The sequence below is a fragment of the Kribbella sp. NPDC002412 genome (assembly GCF_053592935.1).
Genome location: NZ_JBSFBL010000010.1, coordinates 1 through 19,114, shown reverse-complemented (window position 1 = coordinate 19,114; position 19,114 = coordinate 1). Strand labels below are relative to the sequence as shown.

Below are 19,114 nucleotides of genomic sequence, written 5' to 3'. Positions count from 1 at the left end.
ATCGAGGCCCGCGGGTGGCTGTGTTCCAGCCGCACCCGAAGGCCACTACCGAGGACCGGTCGTCCTCCCGCCACGCGCTTCGCGTCGCCTCGTACGTCTTGCGTGCTTCGTTATTCAGTTGTGGGTTCCGCGCCCGGGCGCGGATACGCCAGGAGCGGCCACCCGGTGTCGGGGGCCGCTCCTCGCGACGTCAACGGCGGAGGCCGAGCCGCTCGATCAGGGACCGGTAGCGGTTGATGTCCTTCTTCGCCAGGTAGTTCAGCAGCCGGCGGCGCTGGCCGACGAGCAGCAGCAGGCCACGACGGCTGTGGTGGTCGTGCTTGTGCTCCTTCAGGTGCTCGGTGAGGTGCGTGATGCGGTGCGTCAGCAGCGCGACCTGGACCTCGGGGGACCCGGTGTCACCCTCGGTCAGGGCGTACTCACCCATGATCTTCTTCTTCGTGGCGGCATCAACAGATGACACGGAGTTCCTCTCGATTTCCGTTGCGCGGCGCACCGGGGCATTCTTCACCCGAGCACTCTCTGTCCGCGGCCGTTCAGACGGCAGCAGCCAGCGTATCAGTCCGTGGACGCGTCACCCTAATTCCCGGTCAAGATCCGGCGTGCCTGGTCGGCGTCGGACTTGATCTGGGAGATCAGCTCGTCGATGGTGTCGAAACGGATCTGGGTGCCGCGCAGCCGGGCCACGAAGTCCACCGCGATCCGGGCGCCGTACAGCTCCAGGTCGTCGCGGTCCAGCACGTACGACTCCACCCGCCGGTCCACGCCGTCGAAGGTCGGGTTGCTGCCCACGCTGATCGCGGCCGGCAGCGGGTCCGGGTACGACGGCCCGCCCGGCGCCGGCTCGAGCACGGTCAGCCAGCCCGCGTACACGCCGTCCAGCGGGACCGCGGCGTGCGGGTCGGCGGGGATGTTCGCGGTCGGGAACCCGAGCTCCCGGCCACGCTTGTCGCCCTCGACGACGACCCCGGTCACCCGCAGCGGCCGGCCGAGCGCCTCCGCCGCCGCCTCGACGTCACCCTCGGCGATCCGGCCCCGGATGTACGTCGACGACCACGGCTGCGCGTCCCCGGCCAGGCTCAGGCCCTCGACCTGGAACCCGTGCGTCACGCCGGCCTCGACCAGGGTGTCCACGTGCCCGGCGGCCTTGTGGCCGAAGCGGAAGTTCTCGCCGACCACGATCGCCTTGGCGTGCAGCGTGCCGACCAGGACGCGCTCGATGAACTCCTCCGGCGACCAGTTCGACACCTCCTTGTCGAACGGCAGGATCAGGACGGCGTCGGCGCCGTGCCGCCCGAGCAGGCCGGCCCGGTCCTCGGGCTCGCTGAGCATCGCGGGCGCCCGGTCCGGCCGCAGTACGGCCACCGGGTGCGGGTCGAAGGTGAGCGCGACCACCGGCAGGCCACCCAGCTCGGCCGCTCGCGCCTTGGCGTGCGCGAGCACCTCCTGGTGTCCCCGGTGCACGCCGTCGAAGTTGCCGATGGTGACGACCGAGGGGCCGAACTCCGGCTCCACCTGGTCCAAACCGTGCCAGACACGCATGACAGCAGGATTCCATGCTTGTTCCTACCCCGCCCCACCGCCCCATGCAGTCACACCCGCGCTCGGCGCAGGAGGTCGGCGGTCACCCCTTGTAATCGGCGTGTCACCCAACTTAGGGTGTGTCGGCACCGTCGATTTCCGGGGAGGGCACTGGTGAAACTCCGTCGAGTTGCCGCCATCGCGGTGGCGCTGTTGCTCTTTCCCGGGACGGCGCTCGCCGCCACGCCGGCCTCCGCGTCTTGGGAAGAGCCGCTCTTCAAGCACTACGTGGCCCTCGGCGACTCCTACACGTCGGCGCCGCTGGTCCCGCTGCCGGACCTGCTGTCACTCGGCTGTGCGCGGTCCTTCGGCAACTACCCGAAGCTGCTCGCCGCGAAGCTGCGGGTGTACCAGTTCACCGACGTGAGCTGCGGCGGCGCGGACACCACGAACATGGCGCAGCCACAGAGCACGATCCTCGGCACGGCGCGCCCGCAGTTCGACGCGCTGCGACCGGACACCGACCTGGTGACGCTGGGGATCGGCGGCAACGACTTCGGGGTGTTCGGCGACATCATCGGCACCTGCCCGGGGCTGCGGGCCAGTGATCCGGCGGGCGCGCCCTGCAAGGCGCACTTCACTGTCAACGGCGTGGACACGCTGCGGGCGCGGATCGCCCAGACCCAGGTCCGGATCACGACCGTTGTCCAAGGCATCAAGGAGCGGTCGCCGAAGGCAACGATCGCGCTGATCGGCTACCCGAAGATCGCACCGGAGCACGGCACCTGCCCGGCGATCCTGCCGTTCGCGGACGGCGACTACACCTACCTGTACTCGATCGAGCAGGCCCTGAACGGCGCCATCGCCTCCGCGGCCGCCGCGACCGGAGCGACGTACGTCGACACCTTCGGGCCGTCGACCGGCCACGACGCCTGTGCGCCGGACGGGCAGGCGTGGATCCAGGGCAAGGACATCAACCCGCTGCGGGCGCTGAACTACCACCCGCGCTACGAAGGACAGGCCGGCGTCGCGTCGCTGACCGCAAAGACGCTGACCGGCGACCCCGCCGTGGTGACCGCCGCCGAGCAGGCCGCCTGGGCTGCCCGTGGCAAGGAATTGGCGCGGCAAGCGGCCGCCTCCCCCAGGGCCCTCGAGGCCTCCCTGGACCGCCTACGGACCAGCGCGCAACGCTGACCCTTTCCAATCCGTACGGCGGACCCCGGGCCGAGCCACCTCACGCGTGGCGCGGCCCGGTGGTATTTCAGAGCCGCTGCGTCAGCTCGGTGAGCGCCTGGCCGAGGGGGAGGTTGACGCGATGGGCGGCGTACGGGTCGCCGCGGGTGACGCCCTGGTTGATGATCAGGACCGGTTTGCCCGCCTTGGCGGCGTGCCGGACGAACCGGAAGCCGGACATCACGGTCAGGGACGAGCCGAGGACCAGCATCGAGGCCGCGGCGTCGATGAGGCGGTAGCAGCGTTCGACCCGCGGCTTCGGCACGTTCTCGCCGAAGAACACCACGTCGGGTTTGAGCACTCCCCCGCAGACCGTGCAGTCCACGACCCGAAAGCCGCGCACGGCCTCCTCGGGGAGCTCCGCGTCGCCGTCCGGGTTGATCCGGGTCACCTCGGCCTCGAACTCCGGGTTCGCTGCGCGGAGCCGCTGGTCGAGGGCTCCGCGGGCGGACGTCGTACGGCACCGGAGGCAGATCACCCGGTCGAGGTTGCCGTGCAGCTCGATCACGTCCCGTGCGCCGGCGGCTTGATGCAGGCCGTCGACGTTCTGGGTGATGACGCCGTCGAGGTAGCCACTCGCCTGGAGGGTTGCGACGGCCCGGTGGCCGTCGTTCGGGGCGGCCCGCGCGATCGTCCGCCAGCCGAGGTGGCTGCGCGCCCAGTACCGTTGCCGGCCGGATTCGCTGGCCACGAAGTCGCCGTACGTCATCGGCGTGTGCGTCCGCAGGCTGCCGGTCTCACCGCGGTAGTCGGGGATCCCCGACTCGGTGGAGATCCCCGCACCGGTCAGTACGACGACCTCTCCGGCGGCCACCACGTCCGCGATCGGCCCGACATCCGCCGTACCGGGCTCCAGCGCCAACACGTCAGGGCCGGGAACCCATTGCAGTGTCGGACGCGAGCGCACCCCACCAGCGTAACCAGGTCGCTGCTCAGCCTGCCCGGGACACGTTGAGGGTGGCGATCAGGTCTTCGTGGAGCTCGAACCAGACTTTGTGGCAGGAGTCGACGCTGGTCTGGTCGATCCAGGCCGGGTCGCCGGCGCGGGCGCGGTCGAGGGCGGCGGCGAACCTCGCGTGGTAGCCGCGGAACCGGTCGAGGAGCGCTGCTAGCCGGTCGGACAGTGGGTGGAGGTGCTCAGCCAGGTCTGCCAGCTCCGCGATGACTTGCTCATCCCAGGCGGCATCGGTGTGGTCATTGAACGCCAGCGGATCGCCGGGGGTCGGCCGCAGCTGCCAGTTCGTGCAGGCCATCTGCAGGCGTGCGTTCAGCGGCAGGAACCCCGCGTAGACCTCGGTGACGGTCTCCACGCCGCCGCTAGCACCAAGCTCGGCCTTCAGCCCGCGCTCGTTCTGCGCCCGGCCGGAGTCGGTGAGCGACCATCCGCCGACACCGGCGAACGCACTCCACGAGACCCATCCAAAGGCCTGGTAGTCGAGCAGCAGCTCCTTCACGACCGCGGAGTCGAGCGCGAAGCGTCTCGCGACCGCCTCGTCGGCCGCCACTCCCAGCAGCCGTACGGCGTGCAACGTCAGCAGCTCAGGCGTGGATCCGTGAGTCATGTCGCCGGCCCGTTCGTGGGTGTCGTCGGCCCGTCCGCCAGCGGGGTGCTGCGGGCGGCCAGCCGGTCGAGCCGCTGCTGGCACGCCTGCGGCGAGTTCAGCCCGAGCGCCCGCGCCATCTCGGCCCACGTCAGCCCCAGCCCGCGCGCGGTGAACATCAGCCCGGTCTCGAGCTGCTCGAGCTCCGCCCGCGCAGCCGCCAGCAGTCGCAGGCCTGCCAACGCCGTGTCGCGTTCGGCCTGCTCCTCAGTGGACTGCCACAGGACGAACTGGATGAGGTCGACTGCGGACGGCGGCATCCAGCCGTGCTGCCAAGGGCGCCGGGCCAGCTGGTCGGCGCCGCGTTCGAGCAGCAGCCGGCGCGCGTCGTGCTCACGCCGAGCCTGCGCTTGATCGTCGAGGTGGTTGCTCTCCACCCCAGAACCCTGGATCATTCAACAGAATGTTGTCAACACCATGTTGAAGAGGTGCTCGTGATCGTCCCCCTCGCCGAGGCCGTTCCACAGCAGGCCGGCGGCAAGGCAGCCGTCCTCGGCCGGCTCCTTCGCGCCGGTTTCCCGGTCCCATCCGGCTTCGTCGTACCCGTCGAGGTCTACCGAGCGGTGACGAGCCACCTCGACCTCCCCGCCGTGCTGGCTGAGCGTGGGCCGGCCGAGATACGTCGATTGATCGCCGCGCAACCGCTGCCGTCAGATGTGATGAACGAACTGACGGCCGCTTTGGCGCAACTCGGCACCCACGCGTTCGCCGTACGGTCCTCGGCATCCGACGAGGACACCGCGACCGCCTCAGCCGCCGGGCAGCACGACTCGTTCCTGTCTGTCGGTGGTGCGGCGGTTGGCGCACACGTGTCGGCGGTCTGGGCGTCCCTGTGGTCCGACCGCGCAATCGCCTACCGCTCTACCGCCATCCCGCAGATGGCGGTCCTCATCCAGGCACACATCAACGCCGACGTAGCCGGAGTCCTCTTCACCGGCGATCCGACCGTCATCGAGGCCTCCTGGGGCCTAGGCGAATCCGTAGTCCGCGGCCTGGTCACGCCCGACACCTTCACCACCAGCAGCTCCGCCGTCCTCACCCGCAGCCTCGGCACCAAGCAATCCCGCCTCGACGGCACCACCCCGGCCCAGGTCCCATCCGCCGACCGCACACGCCTCTGCCTCAACGACCCCCAACTCCTGGACCTGACCCACCTCGGCGCCGAGGTCGCCGACTACCTGGGCGGCCCGCAGGACATCGAGTTCGCCCTCTCGAACGACCAGCTGTGGCTCCTCCAGTCCCGCCCGATCACAGCTCCCCTCCCACCAACCAACCGCACCGCCCTGGGATCAGGTGGGCTGCGTGGGACGGGTGGGAGTGCGGGAGTTGCTTCGGGGCCGGCTCGGGTTGTGCGTGGGCCGGGAGACTTCAGTCGGGTGCGGGCCGGGGACATCCTCGTTTGCCGGTTCACCGACCCGGCGTGGACTCCGCTGTTCGGCGTCGTCGCCGGCGTGGTCACCGAGACCGGCGGGCTGCTCTCCCACGCCGCGATCGTCGCCCGCGAACATCGCATCCCCGCCGTACTCGGCGTCCCCCACGCCACGACCACCCTCCACGACGGCCAACCCCTCACCCTCAACGGCACCACCGGCACCGTCACCCCAGCCGGCTGACCCGCGAGAAGACCAGCGGACGTGGCGCGTGGGGATCGGTAATCAGCTGACTCGGGGTGGGCCTGCCTTGAGGCGGGTTTCTGCGGCGGCACGGACCTCTTCGGGGTCCATGGACGACCAGTCGGCTTCGATCCACCAGGTGGCGCCTGCTTCGGACCAAGGGCGGACGGGGTCGGGGTCGCCGGGTTGGGTTGTGCCTTCGACCACGACGTCGTACGAGTCCATCGTCAGGCCGTGGGTGGTGCGTTCCTCGCGGATCCAGGTGATGGCTTCGGCCAGGTGTTCGGGGGTCAAGTCGCCTGGAGTCTCGCCGGGCCCGAGGATCGGGGCATAGGTCGGGATCCAGCCGTCCTGGAGGGCTGCCCGGCGCATCGACTTCGGCCTCGGCCAGGCGCCGACCACCCACGTGGGGATCCGCGGCTGCTGAACCGGGGGCGGTGGCGCGGGTGGCATCAGGTCGGGGATCTTCCGCGAGCGGTAGTGCTTGCCGGCGTACTCGAAGGGCTGGTCGCGCCACAGGTGCTGCAGCATCTCGAGCGACTCGTCCATCAGCTCCGCGCGCACCTTGCGGCCCGGATCGTCCTCGAACAGCCAGAACCGGTCCTCACCGGTGACACCGAGCCCGACCACGAGGTTCACCCGCCCGTTGCTCAGGTTGTCCACGGTGGAGGTCTGGCCGGCCACGTCCCACGGTTTGCGCCGCGGCAACGGGGTCAGCATCGTGCCGAGCCGGATCCGCTCGGTCGTCATCGCCGCCGCGGCCAGCATCGCCCAGGCGTCGATCCCCCAGATCGACTCCCAGACGAAGAACCCGTCCCACCCGTGCTCCTCGGCCAGCGCCGCCAACTCAGCCGCCGCCCGCGCATCGCCGTACGCCATCACGAAGCCGTATCTCATCCCTCGACGGTAGACGGCGCCACCGACAGTCAGCCGGTGCGTTGCAAGGCTGGGTCAGGCTGTCTGCCGAGAGTGACTGTGGTGGTCTGGGCTACCCCGGCGCGTTCGAAGTCGACCTTGACCGTCGCCCCGGGCTGCTTGGTCAGGGAGATCTCCTGGAGCTGGTCGGCGCTGGTGACGGCCTCGCCGTCGAGGGCCGTGATCACGTCGGCACGGCGCAGACCGGCCGCCGCGCCAGGCCCGCCGAGCGGCGCGGCCGACACGTAGAGCGCGTCCGGATGGATGGCGCTGTCACCGCGCGACAGGGGTACGACGGACAACCCGAAGTACCCGTGGACGACGCGCCCGTCCGCGATCAGCTTGTCGGCAATTGTCCGCGCCGTCTCAGCGGGGATCGCGAACCCCAGCCCGATGCTCCCGGCCACAGGGACCCCTCGTGAATCGCTGGCAGTCGCGCCGGCTGTCGGTACGCCGACCAGCCGGCCATCGCAGTCGGCCAGCGTCCCGCCGCTGTTGCCCGGGTTGATCGAGGCATCGGTCTGGATCGCCGAGGTGAGCAACGCCGTCGTGTTGTTGTCCGCCGGCACCCGGGCCGACCGGCCGAGCGCGCTCACGATCCCGGCCGTGATCGTGTCCGTGAGGCCCAACGGAGCACCGATCGCGAAGACCCGGTCCCCGACCTCCGGCGCCGGACCGAACTCGATCGGCACCACCGTCGACTTCGGCGTGACCGAGATGACCGCGAGGTCGGTCTGGATGTCCCGCCCGACCAGGGTCGCGGTCAGTTCCTCGCCGTTCGGCCGCAGCACGGTGATCGTGCCGCCGGTGGCGGCCGCGGAGATGACGTGGTTGTTGGTCAGGATATGTCCCTCGGTGTCGAGGAACTGACCGGACCCGTTACCGCCCCCGCCCGTGCTGGACTGCACGTAGATCGTCACCACCGACGGCATCGCGGTCTCCGCCACGGACTCGGCATCGCACTGCAGGCCGCTGCTCCTCGCCCACCCGACCGAGGCCACCACCGCGATGATCGAAATGACGGCCAGGGCAACCAGGAGCGGCCACAGGTCGGACCGATGCCACCACGGGCCGGACTGCTCTGGATCGGACATCAGAAGTCGACGGCGTCGCGGATGATCGGGCACGTCATGCAGTGGCCGCCGCCCCGACCGCGGCCCAGTTCCGCCCCGACGATGGTGATCACCTCGACGCCGGCCTGGCGCAGCAGCGTGTTCGTGCGCGTGTTGCGGTCGTACGTGAAGACCACGCCCGGCTCGACCGCGACCGCGTTGTTGCCGCTGTCCCACTGCTGGCGTTCGGACTCGTACACGTCCCCGCCGGTCTCCAGGACCCGCAGGCTCGAGAGGCCGAGAGCGGCAGCCACGACGTCCACGAACCGCCGCGACCCTTCGTCCACCACCTCGACGCCGGGCGCGGTGTCCGCCGGCCGCAACGAGAACGTGTGGACGCCGTCCATGATCGCCGGGTACAGCGTGACGATGTCGCGGTCGGCGAACGTCAGCACGGTGTCCAGGTGCATCGCCGCCCGCAGCTTCGGCATCCCGGCCACCACGACGTGCTCGGCCGCGCCCTTCTCGAACAGCGCCGCCGCGACCTGGGTGATCGCCTGCCGCGAGGTTCGCTCACTCATGCCCATCAGCACGACGCCGTTCCCGACCGGCATGATGTCGCCGCCCTCGAACGTCGCCCGGCCCCACGACTGCTCCGGGTCGCCCCACCACACGGTCGACCCGGCGAAGTCGGGGTGGAACTGGTAGATCGCCTTCATCAGCAGGGTTTCGTCGTGCCGTGCCGGCCAGTACAGCGGGTTCAGCGTCACCCCGCCGTACAGCCAGCAGGTGGTGTCGCGGGTGTACAGCGTGTTCGGCAGCGGCGGCATCAGGTACTCGCGGGCTCCGGTCGCCTCCCGCGCGAGGCCGATGTAGCCGGTGCGGAAGTCCTCCGGCAGGTCCGAGGTGGCGAGCCCGCCGACCAGGTACTCGGCGAGCTGCCGGGGTTCCAGCGTCTCCAGGAAGCTCCGGGTGCCGTCGACCAGGCCGAGGCCGACGTCGTTGGCGACGATCTTGCGGTCCAGCAGCCACGACCGCGCCTCCGGCGCCGCGACGGTCTCGGCCAGCAGGTTGTGCAACTCGACCACCTCGACCCCGCGGTTCGACAGCTTGTTCATGAAGTCGGCGTGATCGCGCTGGGCGTTCTCCACCCACATCACGTCGTCGAACAGCAGGTCGCCCGCGTTGGTCGGGGTGAGCCGGCGATGGGCCAGCCCGGGCGAGCAGACGAGAACCTTGCGCAACCGGCCGACTTCGGAGTGGACGCCGTACGTCGAGGTCGTGTCGTGACTGGCCATGCGGATCGACTCCTTACGTGCGGTGGCAGGGCCGGCTGGCGGCTCAGATCGTGATCCAGCCGGTTGCGAGAGCGATGACGCCGAGGACGGCGCCCAGGATCGAGACGACGAGGATGGCGAGCTCGCCGGGGCTGAACAGCCGGCGGCCCTGCTCGCGGCGAGCCATCACGAACAGGACGCTCGCGGGCGCGTAGATGATGAACGACAGCAGGATGAACTTCGGACCGGCGGCGTACAGCAGGAACGCGGTGTAGAGGGTCGCGAGCCCGCCCACCACCAGCTCGCGGGTGTGTCCCTGCGGCGCGTCGACGTACGTCTCGCGGGTGACCGCCAGCTTCAGCGCGTACCCGGCCGCGAGCAGGAACGGGATCAGGCTGAGCGCGCTGGTCAGGTCGAGGGCGAAGTTGAACGCGTCCTCGGAGAACATCGTGACCACCAGGACGACCTGGATCAGGATCGTCGTCAGCAGCAACGCCGCGGTCGGCACGTCGGCCTCGTTGGACCGGCGCAGGAACCGCGGCATGTCGTCGTCGAGCGCGGCCACGAACAGCACCTCGGCGGCCATCAGCGTCCAGGCCAGGTAGGCGCCGAGCACCGACACGATCAGGCCGACGCTGACGAAGACCTTGCCCCACTGCCCGACCGCCGCCTCCAGCACCCCGGCCATCGACGGCTGCCGCAGCTCGGCGATCTCGCTGATCGGCATGATGCCGTACGACACCACGGTCACCGACGCGAAGACGGCCAGCACGCTGAGCAGGCCGAGAACCGTGGCCCGGCCGACGTCCTCGCGGCGCTTGGCGTGCCGCGAGTACACGCTCGCGCCCTCCACGCCCAGGAAGACGAAGACGGTGACGAGCATCGTCCCGGTGACCTGGTCGTACAGGGACCCGTAGCTGTCGCCGTTGAAGTTGTCCGCGAACACCTGCGGATCGAGGTAGATCGCCGCGATCAGGATGAACACCAGGATCGGCACCAGCTTCGCGACGGTGACGATCCGGTTGATGATCGCGGCCTCCTTCACGCCGCGCCGGATCAGCAGGTAGAACACCCAGATCCCGACCGACGACAGGACGGCGGCCGTCACCGTGTCGCCGTCGCCCAGCGCCGACCACAGGGCCCCGACCGTCGACATGATCAGCACCCAGTACGTCACGTTGCCGACGCACGCGCTGGCCCAGTAGCCGAACGCCGAGAAGAAGCCGAGGTACTCCCCGAAACCCGCCTTGGCGTAGGCGTACACCCCGGCGTCGAGCTCGGGCTTGCGGATCGCCAGGGTCTGGAAGACGAAGGCGAGCATCAGCATGCCGGTGCCCGCGATGGCCCAGGCGATCAGCGCGCCCGCGACCCCGGTCTCCTGGGCGAACCGGCGCGGCAACGAGAACACGCCGGCGCCCACCATCGAGCCCACGACCATGGCGGTCATGGTCATGAAGGTCAATTTCTGCGCCGACGTGCTGGAAACAGTCTCTGCGCTGGCCACGACTGGCATGATGCCGACGGCGCGCTGGCGCTTGATCACCCGCAGTGGATGAGATCGGTCAGTCCGGTGGCTTGCTCCCCTTGGCCTTCATGCCGTTCGCGCCGATCCAGACCGCGACGGCGACCAGCAGGCCGATCCCGACCAGCCAGCCCCACAGTCCTTCGGAGACCGGGCCGAGGCGGCCCAGACCGAACCCACCGGGATCCCGCTCGGTCTGGAGCGCGACGATGTAGGCGATGATGTCGCGCTTGTCCTCGGGTTGCAGCACCTGGTCGGAGAAGACGGGCATCTGCTGCGGGCCGGTGAGCATGGCCTGGTAGATGTGCCTGGGCGTGCTCTCCATCAGCGAAGGCGCGTAGCGGCCGTTCGGGAGGGCGCCACCGCGACCGGCGAAGTTGTGGCAGGCCGTGCAGTTGGTGCGGAACAGCTCGCCACCACGAGTCACTTGCTCGTCGGTGACGTTGCTGACGTCGTACGACTCCTCCGCCGGAACCGCCGGGCCGGGGGCCAGCGAGGCGACGTACGCCGAGAGGGCCTCGATCTCCTCCTGGGTGTAGGCGGGTGCCTTGGCCGGGACCTGGGCGCCGGGCTGCATCGCCGGCATCCGGCCGGTGCCGACCTGGAAGTCGACCGCGGCCGCGCCGACACCGATCAGCGACGGACCGGCCATCTCGCCCTCACCGTTGCCACCACCCTCGGCGTTCAGGCCGTGGCAGCTGGCACAGCCGACCGCGAAGAGTTTCCTGCCCTCCTCGATGGTCTGCGACTGGGACGAGTTCTCCGCGACCGCGTCGTCGGGCATGACGGCGGAGTACGCCGAACCCACTGCCAGCAGGCCGAACAGCAGTACGACGAGGCCGGCTGCCCGGTGCCGTCGCCGTACGGTGCGAATCCTTGCCTTGGACAATCGTTTGACCCTCGACGGGTGAGGTTGCGGACTGCAACCCATGATCCGTCACCGTAGCCGTCGGCAACACAGCTCGAGTCACCCGAACCGGACGATTTTCCCCGCGGGACCGTCCGCTCAGCGGATTACTTCGCCCAGATTCCGGCACGGACCGGTCCGAATCGGCCTAATCTGGGGATGTTCGCCTGGCGGCAAAATACCCCACTACCCGGACAGCCCCGCCGAATGCGCCGGGCCGCGACTCTCCCCCACGAGCGTCGCCGAAGTAGCCCCGATCGGCCCAGACGCTGCCTGGGGCCGCCAGGCGGGCCCGCCAACCGCGCCTAACCCACGAAAACTGCAGTGGGTTTGGCTACTGGGCCGTGGGGTTCGTAGAGGGCCAGGAAGGTGCCGGTGGGGTCGAACATGGCGGTCTGTCCGGCGGGGAGGTTGAGGCCGGGGAGGGGGCGGCCGGTGCGGATCGCGGCGGACTGGGTGGCGTCGGCGTCGTAGCGGGGGAAGGTGCCCGCGGCGACCTCGGCGATCGGGAGCCAGTCGAAGGAGTCGGCCAGCGACTCGAGCGTGTGGGCGACCGAGAGGTCGAAGGAGCCGACCCGCGTACGGCGCAGCGCGGTGAGGTGACCGCCCACGCCGAGCTCGGCGCCCAGGTCGCGGGCGAGGGCCCGGATGTAGGTGCCGCTGGAGCAGTCGACCGAGATGTCGACCTCGATCCCCGACGACCCCGGGCGTACGTCGACCACGTCGTACCGGGAGACCGTGACGCTGCGAGCCTTGAGCGCGACCTCCTCGCCGGCCCGGACGCGTTCGTACGCGCGCCGCCCGTCGACCTTGATCGCGGACACCTTCGACGGGACCTGCGAGATCTCCCCGCGGAACCCCGCCACCGCGGCCTCGATCGCCTCGGCCGTCACCCCGTCGACCGGCGCGGTCGACACGATCTCGCCCTCGGCGTCGTCAGTCGTCGTGGTCGCGCCGAGCAGCACGGTCGCGTCGTACGACTTGTCGGCCAGCTGAAGGTGACCCAGCAACCGAGTGGCCCGGTTGAGGCCGACCACCAGCACCCCGGTCGCCATCGGGTCCAGCGTTCCGGCGTGCCCGACCTTCCGGGTGCCGGCGAGCCGACGGATCCGGGCCACCACCGTATGGGAGGTCAGACCCGCCGGCTTGTCCACCACAACGATGCCATCGGCAACGCTGGGCTCACTCGTCGTCGCTGTCATCGTCCTCGCGGCGCTTGTAGGGGTCCGCCTCGCCGGCCGGCTTCGCGTTCGCCGCGCTCTTGGCCACCTCGGCGTCAGCCTGCCGGGCCTTCTCCAGCAACTCCTCGATGTGCCCGGCAGTCTCCGGTACGGCGTCCAGGAAGAAGGCCACGCTCGGAGTGTGCCGCAGGCCGAGCGCCTTGCCGACCTCGCTGCGGATCAGCCCGCGCGCCGACTCCAGGGCGGCCGCGGTCGAGGCCCGCTCCTGCTCGTCGCCGTACACCGTGTAGAAGATGCTGGCTTCCCGCAGGTCGCCGGTCAGCCGGGCGTCGGTCACGGTGACGAAGCCGAGCCGCGGGTCCTTCACCCGGCGCTCGAGCAACTCGGCCACCAGCACCTGGATCCGGTCGGCGAGCTGCTTCGCCCTTGCTTCACCCATCAGGGCTCACTCCCTCATTCATGAACAACGTCCGGAGAGGCAGGCGTTGCCGCCTCTCCGGACGTTACTCCGGTGCCCGGAGCGTCCGGGCACCGACTGCGGTCAGTTACGCGGCTTCTCGCGGAGCTCGAAGGCCTCGACCACGTCGCCGATCTTGATGTCGTTGTAGCCGTTGATGGTCAGACCGCACTCGAAGCCCTCGCGGACCTCGGACGCGTCGTCCTTGAACCTCTTCAGCGACGACAGCTCGGTGTTGTCGACGACCACCGCGCCGTCCCGGATCAACCGGACCTTGGCGTTGCGGCGGATCAGTCCACTGGTCACCCAGCAACCGGCGATGTTGCCCACCTTCGAGGAGCGGAAGATCTCCCGGATCTCCGCCTGGCCCAGGGTGGCCTCCTCGTAGATCGGCTTGAGCATGCCCTTCAGGGCGGCCTCGATGTCGTCGATCGCCGAGTAGATGACCGAGTAGTACCGGACATCCACGCCCTCGCGCTCGGCCAGGTCACCGGCCTTGCCCGCCGGCCGTACGTTGAAGCCGATGATGACGGCGTTCGACGCGATGGCCAGGTTGACGTCGTTCTCGTTGATCGCGCCGACACCGCGGTCGATGACGCGCAGGTTGACCTCGTCGCCGACCTCGATCCGGACCAGCGCGTCTTCCAGCGCCTCGACCGAACCGGACACGTCGCCCTTGAGGATGAGCAGCAGCTCCTGGGTCTCGCCCTTCTCCATCGAGGCCATGAAGTCCTCGAGGGTCCGGCGCGCGCGCCGCTTGGCGTTGGCCGCCGCACGGGCACGGGCTTCCCGCTTCTCGGCGATCTGCCGGGCCCGCCGGTCGTCGTCGACGACCAGGAACTTGTCACCCGCACCTGGTACGGCGGTCAGACCGAGCACCAGGACCGGACGCGACGGCGTCGCCTCCTCGACCGGGTCGCCGTGCTCGTCGAGCATGGCCCGGACCCGGCCGTACGCCGGACCGGCCACCATCGAGTCGCCGACCCGCAGCGTGCCGCGCTGCACCAGCACGGTCGCCACCGGGCCACGGCCCTTGTCGAGGTTGGCCTCGATCGCGATGCCCTCGGCGTGCATGTTCGGGTTCGCCCGCAGGTCCAGCGCCGCGTCCGCGGTCAGGATCACGCTCTCGAGCAGCCCGTCGATGTTGATCCGGGACTTCGCCGAGACGTCGACGAACATGGTGTCGCCGCCGTACTCCTCGGGGACCAGGCCGTACTCGGTCAGCTGACCGCGCACCTTGGCCGGGTCGGCCGCCGGAACGTCGATCTTGTTGACCGCGACCACGATCGGGACGCCCGCCGCACGGGCGTGGTTCAGCGCCTCGATCGTCTGCGGCATCACGCCGTCGTCGGCCGCGACCACCAGGATGACGATGTCGGTGGCCTGCGCACCACGGGCACGCATGGCGGTGAACGCCTCGTGACCCGGGGTGTCGACGAAGGTGATGGCCCGCTGCTCGCCGTCGACCTCGGTCGTCACCTGGTACGCGCCGATGTGCTGGGTGATGCCACCGGCCTCCTTGGCGACCACGTTCGCCTCGCGGACGGCGTCCAGCAGCTTCGTCTTACCGTGGTCGACGTGACCCATCACGGTCACCACCGGCGGCCGCTTGACCAGGTCGCTCTCGTCGCCCTCGTCGGACCCGAAGTCGATGTCGAACGACTGCAGCAGCTCGCGGTCCTCGTCCTCCGGGGACACGATCTGGACGTCGTAGTTCAGCTCGGTGCCGAGCAGCTGCAGGGTCTCCTCGTTGACCGACTGGGTCGCGGTCACCATCTCACCGAGGTGGAACAGCACCTGCACCAGCGACGCCGGGTCGACGCCGACCTTCTCGGCGAAGTCCGTCAGCGACGCACCGCGGGCCAGGCGCACGACCTCGCCGTCACCGTGCTTGACGCGGACGCCGCCGACTGCCGGCGCCTGCATGTTGTCGAACTCCTGGCGCTTCGCCCGCTTCGACTTGCGGCCACGACGGGCCGGGCCGCCCGGACGCCCGAAGGCGCCCTGCGTGCCACCACGGCCGCGGTTGCCCGGACCCGGACGACCGCCACCGCCACCGGGCGGGCCGCTGGGGCCGCCGCCACCCGGGCGGAAGCCGCCGCCACCGCCGCCGCCACCGCGCGGACCGGCGCCCGGTCCACCACCCGGGCCGCCGCCACCGGGGCGGCCACGGCCGCCACCGCCACCGGCGCCACCGCCGGGGCCGGAGGGACGGCCGGTGAACGTGCCGGCCGAGGACTTCGGCATCATCGCCGGGTTGGGCCGCGGCGCACCGGGCACACCCGACGGACGCGGACGGTCGCTACCGCCGCCACCGCGGTTCTGCGGCGGGCGCGGCGGCATCCCGGCCGGGCTCGCACCCTGGCCGGATCCACCCTGACCGCCCGGACCCGGACGGGCGCCACCGCGCTGCATGCCCTGGGTCGAGCTGAACGGGTTGTTGCCCGGACGCGGCGCACCCGGACGCGGGCCGCCACCCTGGCCGCCGGGAGCACCCGGACGGGGACCGCCCGGACGCGGGGCGCCAGGACGCGGGCCACTGCCACCCGGACGCGGGGTCGCACCCGGACGCGGCGTGGCCGGACGCGGCCCACCGTCGGCGGGACGCTCCTGCCGCGGACCCGGGGCCGGACGCGACGGCGCCGGAGCCGGAGCAGCAGCCGCCGGGGCCTCGGGGGTCGCCTTGGCCGCGGGCGCCTCGAACGAGGGCGACTTGGCGGCCGGAGCCTCGACCGGAGCCGCCGGAGCGGGCTCCTGCCGCGGACCCGGCTTGGGGCCAGGACGCGGACCCGGCTTGGCCGGCGACGGCGACGGAGCCGCCTTGGCCGGCGCCGGAGCAGCCTGCTCGGCCACGGTCGGCTCGGCGGCCACCGGAGCCGGGGTCGCCGGAGCGGCCGGCGCAGGGCGCTCGGCCGGAGCCGCGGGCGCGGCCTTCTTCGCCGGCTCGGCAGGCGCGACCGGTGCGGTCGCCTGCGGCGCGGCGGACGTGCTGGCGGCAGCCTTCTTGGCTGCGCGCTTCTTCGGCGGGTTCTTCTCGAACTCCTCCGCCAACCTACGGACTACCGGCGCCTCGATCGTCGAGGATGCCGATCGGACGAACTCGCCCATGTCGTTCAGTCTGGTCAGAACGACCTTGCTGGTAACTCCGAGCTCCTTCGCGAGCTCGTAGACCCGGACCTTTGCCACTACTCTCCCTCTGGTCCGAGCCTGGGCGCGGACCGTTAGTTGACGTACGTGCTCATCGCTTTGCACTCATCGGTAGACACTCATCGAGTGGTCATGAGTCGATGACCCGCCTTCATGTCGTCACGACGGTCCGGTCAGACCGCCGCGGACGGCCGGTTGGCCGCCGTTTGCACTGCTTCTTGCCTATCACGCTGCGCGACGTACTCCCGCAGCGCGGTCACGTCGAGCGGCCCCTGGGCCCGGAAGGCCCGCGGGAACGCCTTACGCCGTACGGCGAGGTCGAGGCACTCGGCCACCGGGTGCAGGTGCGCTCCGCGGCCGGGCGCCCGATGAGCGGGATCCGGGAGGACACGTCCTCCGGAAACCGTCATCCGCAGCAGGTCAGCCGGACTGCACCGCTTCCGGCACCCGATGCAGGTACGCTCCCTGACCTTGCCAGGGCGCCCCGGATCCATCACAGTCACCGTCACTGTCACGTGATCCTTCGGGAGTGGTTGCGACTCAGTCGACCGACCGAGAGATCAGTCTACCTTCTCGTCATCACGAGTCACATCGGTATCCGGCCGGATGTCGATCCGCCACCCGGTCAGCCGGGCGGCGAGGCGGGCGTTCTGCCCCTCCTTGCCGATCGCCAGCGACAGCTGGTAGTCGGGTACGACGACCCGCGCGGCACGGGCCGCGGCGTCGACGACCTCCACCGACGTAACCTGCGCCGGCGACAGCGCATTCCCGACGAAGGTGGCCGGGTCGTCGCTGTGGTCGATGATGTCGATCTTCTCACCGTGCAGCTCGTGCATGATGTTGCGCACCCGCTGGCCCATCGGCCCGATGCACGCGCCCTTGCCGTTCACCGACGGGTTCAGCGTCCGGACGGCGATCTTCGTGCGGTGCCCCGCCTCCCGGGCGATCGCGGTGATCTCGACCGTCCCGTCGGCGATCTCCGGCACCTCGAGCGCGAACAGCTTCTTGACCAGGTTCGGGTGTGTCCGGCTGACCGTGATCTGCGGGCCCTTGAAGCCCTTGCGGACCCCGACCACGTAGACCCGCAGCCGGGCGCCGTGCTCGTACTTCTCCCCCGGCACCTGCTCCGGGGCCGGCAGCACCGCCTCGATCTTGCCGAGGTCGACCATCACCGAGCGCGGGTCGCGGCCCTGCTGGATGACGCCGGAGACGATGTCGCCCTCCTTGCCGGAGAACTCGCCGTACCGGACCTCGTCCTCGGCGTCGCGCAGCCGCTGCAGGATGATCTGCTTGGCCGTGGTGGCCGCGATCCGGCCGAAGTCGGCGGGCGTGTCGTCGTACTCGCGGGCCAGCGTTCCGTCCTCGGCGAACTCGCGCGCGTAGACGGTCACGTGCCCGGTCTTGCGGTCCAGCTCGGCCCGGGCGTGCTGCTGGGCGCCCTCGGTGCGGTGGTACGCCACCAGCAGCGCCTGCTCGATCGCCTCGACGACCACGTCCAGGGAGATGTCCTTCTCCCGTTCCAGCGACCGCAGGACAGCCATGTCGATGTCCATGTTCAGTTCTCCTCCACCGTGCCCGCGGCGTTCGATCCTGGGGCAGCCTCGTCGTTGCCGGGGGCAGCCCGGTTGAACTCGATCTGGACCTTGGCCTTGGCCACGTCGGCGTACGCGATCGTGCGCGGCTTGCCGTCCACGTCCAGCTCGGCCGCCTCCTCGGAGGCGGACTTGATCCGGCCGGTCACCTTCCCGCCCGCGGTCAGGGTGACCGCGACCAGCCGGCTGACGTTACGCCGCCAGTGCCGGGGCAGGGTGAGCGGCCGGTCGACGCCCGGGCTGGAGACCTCCAGCGTGTAGGCGCCGTCGCCCATGATGTCGTCGGCGTCGAGCGCCTTGGAGATGGCCCGGGTCACCTCGGCGACGTCGTCCAGGCTGATTCCCCCGTCGCGGTCGACGAGCACGCGCAGCAACCGGCGGCGGCCGGCCGGCGCGATGTCGGCGGCCTCCAGGTCGCAGCCGAACTGCTCGACGATCGGCCGCAGGAAGTTCTCGAGGCTCGAGGTGTCCGTGTGGTCAGTCTTTCGGCTCACAGGTTGACCTGCCTCTCTCCAGTTGTGCACCCGTTCCGCCACCCGGCGATCCGACCGAGGGCAGTAGCCCACCATATCCGGCCCGCGACGATGTGCACGTCACCGCCTCGTCCCAGGCCGGTCACCGACCCGTCACCAGGTATCGTTCCGCCGTGCCGAACGAACCTGTCCGCCTGTCGCGCCGGACCGCCCTGACGACCGCAGCCCTGCTGCCGGGCGCCGCCGTACTCGCGGGGTGCGACGACGGCCCGAGCAGCTCCGGTACGCCGGGCGCCGAGAACGACTCGAAATCGGGTCAGCCGGCCGAGGAGACACCCAGCACCGATCCGGTGGTCGTCGCGGCACTCGGTACGGCGGCCGCTCAGGTGATTCAATTGTCACTCCGCTACGCCACGATCACCCGGAAATTCCCCGCGCTGCGCGCCCAGCTCGCGGCCGGCGCGAAGTACCACGCCAGTCACCTGGCCCGGCTCAAGGAGACCGCGGGCGTGCAAGCGGCCGCGGCGGGCCCGGCCCCGGCCCTCCCGAGTACGTCGGCGGCCGCTCTGGCCGACCTGGCGAAGCGAGAGCGGGCCGCCGCGACCGCGCACGCCGCAGCGGCC

19 protein-coding genes are annotated in these 19,114 nt (G+C 70.6%); 3 read left to right on the top strand and 16 right to left on the bottom strand.

Annotation, left to right across the window (positions count from 1 at the left end):
- Window positions 1-190 precede the first annotated feature (190 nt).
- On the bottom strand, window positions 191-463 hold the full coding sequence (gene rpsO, locus ACWCOV_RS10605; protein WP_360522488.1) for a 30S ribosomal protein S15: 273 nt from the start codon (window positions 461-463) through the stop codon (window positions 191-193).
- Between the two features lie 116 nt (window positions 464-579).
- Window positions 580-1,542, bottom strand: coding sequence for a bifunctional riboflavin kinase/FAD synthetase (locus ACWCOV_RS10600; RefSeq protein ID WP_449828991.1), 963 nt, complete (start codon window positions 1,540-1,542; stop codon window positions 580-582).
- A gap of 153 nt (window positions 1,543-1,695) precedes the next feature.
- Here ACWCOV_RS10600 and ACWCOV_RS10595 point away from each other — a divergent pair, with 153 nt between their 5' ends.
- On the top strand, window positions 1,696-2,715 hold the full coding sequence (locus ACWCOV_RS10595) for an SGNH/GDSL hydrolase family protein (RefSeq protein WP_449828990.1): 1,020 nt from the start codon (window positions 1,696-1,698) through the stop codon (window positions 2,713-2,715).
- 67 nt (window positions 2,716-2,782) lie between these two features.
- Here ACWCOV_RS10595 and ACWCOV_RS10590 read toward each other — a convergent pair whose 3' ends face one another.
- Genes ACWCOV_RS10590 through ACWCOV_RS10580 form a run of 3 tightly spaced genes read right to left on the bottom strand, consistent with a single transcriptional unit; the run spans window position 2,783 to window position 4,750 of the window.
- A complete protein-coding gene (locus ACWCOV_RS10590) occupies window positions 2,783-3,661 on the bottom strand; it encodes an NAD-dependent protein deacetylase (protein ID WP_449828989.1) in 879 nt (292 codons plus the stop codon).
- Between the two features lie 25 nt (window positions 3,662-3,686).
- Entirely contained in the window at window positions 3,687-4,316 is a 630-nt protein-coding gene (locus tag ACWCOV_RS10585) for a transcriptional regulator (protein WP_449828988.1), read from the bottom strand.
- On the bottom strand, window positions 4,313-4,750 hold the full coding sequence (locus tag ACWCOV_RS10580; RefSeq protein ID WP_449828987.1) for an AsnC family protein: 438 nt from the start codon (window positions 4,748-4,750) through the stop codon (window positions 4,313-4,315). Before ACWCOV_RS10580 ends, ACWCOV_RS10585 begins: the two co-directional genes overlap by 4 nt.
- A 33-nt stretch (window positions 4,751-4,783) precedes the next feature.
- Here ACWCOV_RS10580 and ACWCOV_RS10575 point away from each other — a divergent pair, with 33 nt between their 5' ends.
- Window positions 4,784-5,968 carry a PEP/pyruvate-binding domain-containing protein gene (locus tag ACWCOV_RS10575; RefSeq protein ID WP_449828986.1) on the top strand — a complete coding sequence of 395 codons (1,185 nt, stop codon included), beginning with the start codon at window positions 4,784-4,786 and terminating at the stop codon, window positions 5,966-5,968.
- 42 nt (window positions 5,969-6,010) lie between these two features.
- Here ACWCOV_RS10575 and ACWCOV_RS10570 read toward each other — a convergent pair whose 3' ends face one another.
- The 11 genes from ACWCOV_RS10570 to rimP all read right to left on the bottom strand — a co-directional run bounded on the left by ACWCOV_RS10570 (window position 6,011) and on the right by rimP (window position 18,512).
- Window positions 6,011-6,865, bottom strand: a complete 855-nt coding sequence (locus tag ACWCOV_RS10570) for an LLM class flavin-dependent oxidoreductase (protein WP_449828985.1) — start codon at window positions 6,863-6,865, stop codon at window positions 6,011-6,013.
- Window positions 6,866-6,894: 29 nt separating this feature from the next.
- Window positions 6,895-7,977 carry a S1C family serine protease gene (locus ACWCOV_RS10565; protein WP_449828984.1) on the bottom strand — a complete coding sequence of 361 codons (1,083 nt, stop codon included), beginning with the start codon at window positions 7,975-7,977 and terminating at the stop codon, window positions 6,895-6,897.
- Window positions 7,977-9,233: an arginine deiminase gene (locus ACWCOV_RS10560; protein ID WP_449828983.1), complete on the bottom strand. Its 1,257-nt coding sequence runs from the start codon at window positions 9,231-9,233 to the stop codon at window positions 7,977-7,979. Before ACWCOV_RS10560 ends, ACWCOV_RS10565 begins: the two co-directional genes overlap by 1 nt.
- Before the next feature lie 43 nt (window positions 9,234-9,276).
- A complete protein-coding gene (locus ACWCOV_RS10555) occupies window positions 9,277-10,665 on the bottom strand; it encodes a basic amino acid/polyamine antiporter (RefSeq protein WP_449828982.1) in 1,389 nt (462 codons plus the stop codon).
- 109 nt (window positions 10,666-10,774) lie between these two features.
- On the bottom strand, window positions 10,775-11,665 hold the full coding sequence (gene qcrC / locus ACWCOV_RS10550) for a cytochrome bc1 complex diheme cytochrome c subunit (RefSeq protein WP_449828981.1): 891 nt from the start codon (window positions 11,663-11,665) through the stop codon (window positions 10,775-10,777).
- Between the two features lie 281 nt (window positions 11,666-11,946).
- Entirely contained in the window at window positions 11,947-12,843 is an 897-nt protein-coding gene (truB, locus tag ACWCOV_RS10545; RefSeq protein ID WP_449828980.1) for a tRNA pseudouridine(55) synthase TruB, read from the bottom strand.
- Entirely contained in the window at window positions 12,824-13,261 is a 438-nt protein-coding gene (rbfA, locus tag ACWCOV_RS10540; protein WP_449828979.1) for a 30S ribosome-binding factor RbfA, read from the bottom strand. The genes truB and rbfA overlap by 20 nt, the downstream gene beginning before the upstream one ends.
- A 102-nt stretch (window positions 13,262-13,363) precedes the next feature.
- Entirely contained in the window at window positions 13,364-16,465 is a 3,102-nt protein-coding gene (gene infB, locus ACWCOV_RS10535) for a translation initiation factor IF-2 (RefSeq protein WP_449828978.1), read from the bottom strand.
- A gap of 134 nt (window positions 16,466-16,599) precedes the next feature.
- Window positions 16,600-16,920, bottom strand: a complete 321-nt coding sequence (locus ACWCOV_RS10530; protein ID WP_449829134.1) for a YlxR family protein — start codon at window positions 16,918-16,920, stop codon at window positions 16,600-16,602.
- 66 nt (window positions 16,921-16,986) lie between these two features.
- On the bottom strand, window positions 16,987-17,979 hold the full coding sequence (gene nusA, locus ACWCOV_RS10525; RefSeq protein WP_449828977.1) for a transcription termination factor NusA: 993 nt from the start codon (window positions 17,977-17,979) through the stop codon (window positions 16,987-16,989).
- A gap of 2 nt (window positions 17,980-17,981) precedes the next feature.
- Entirely contained in the window at window positions 17,982-18,512 is a 531-nt protein-coding gene (rimP, locus tag ACWCOV_RS10520) for a ribosome maturation factor RimP (RefSeq protein ID WP_449828976.1), read from the bottom strand.
- Window positions 18,513-18,664: 152 nt separating this feature from the next.
- On the opposite strand from rimP, the gene ACWCOV_RS10515 reads away from it, so the two are divergent.
- Window positions 18,665-19,114, top strand: a 450-nt coding sequence (locus tag ACWCOV_RS10515; RefSeq protein WP_449828975.1) for a cell division protein FtsK, incomplete at its 3' end; no start/stop codon positions are given.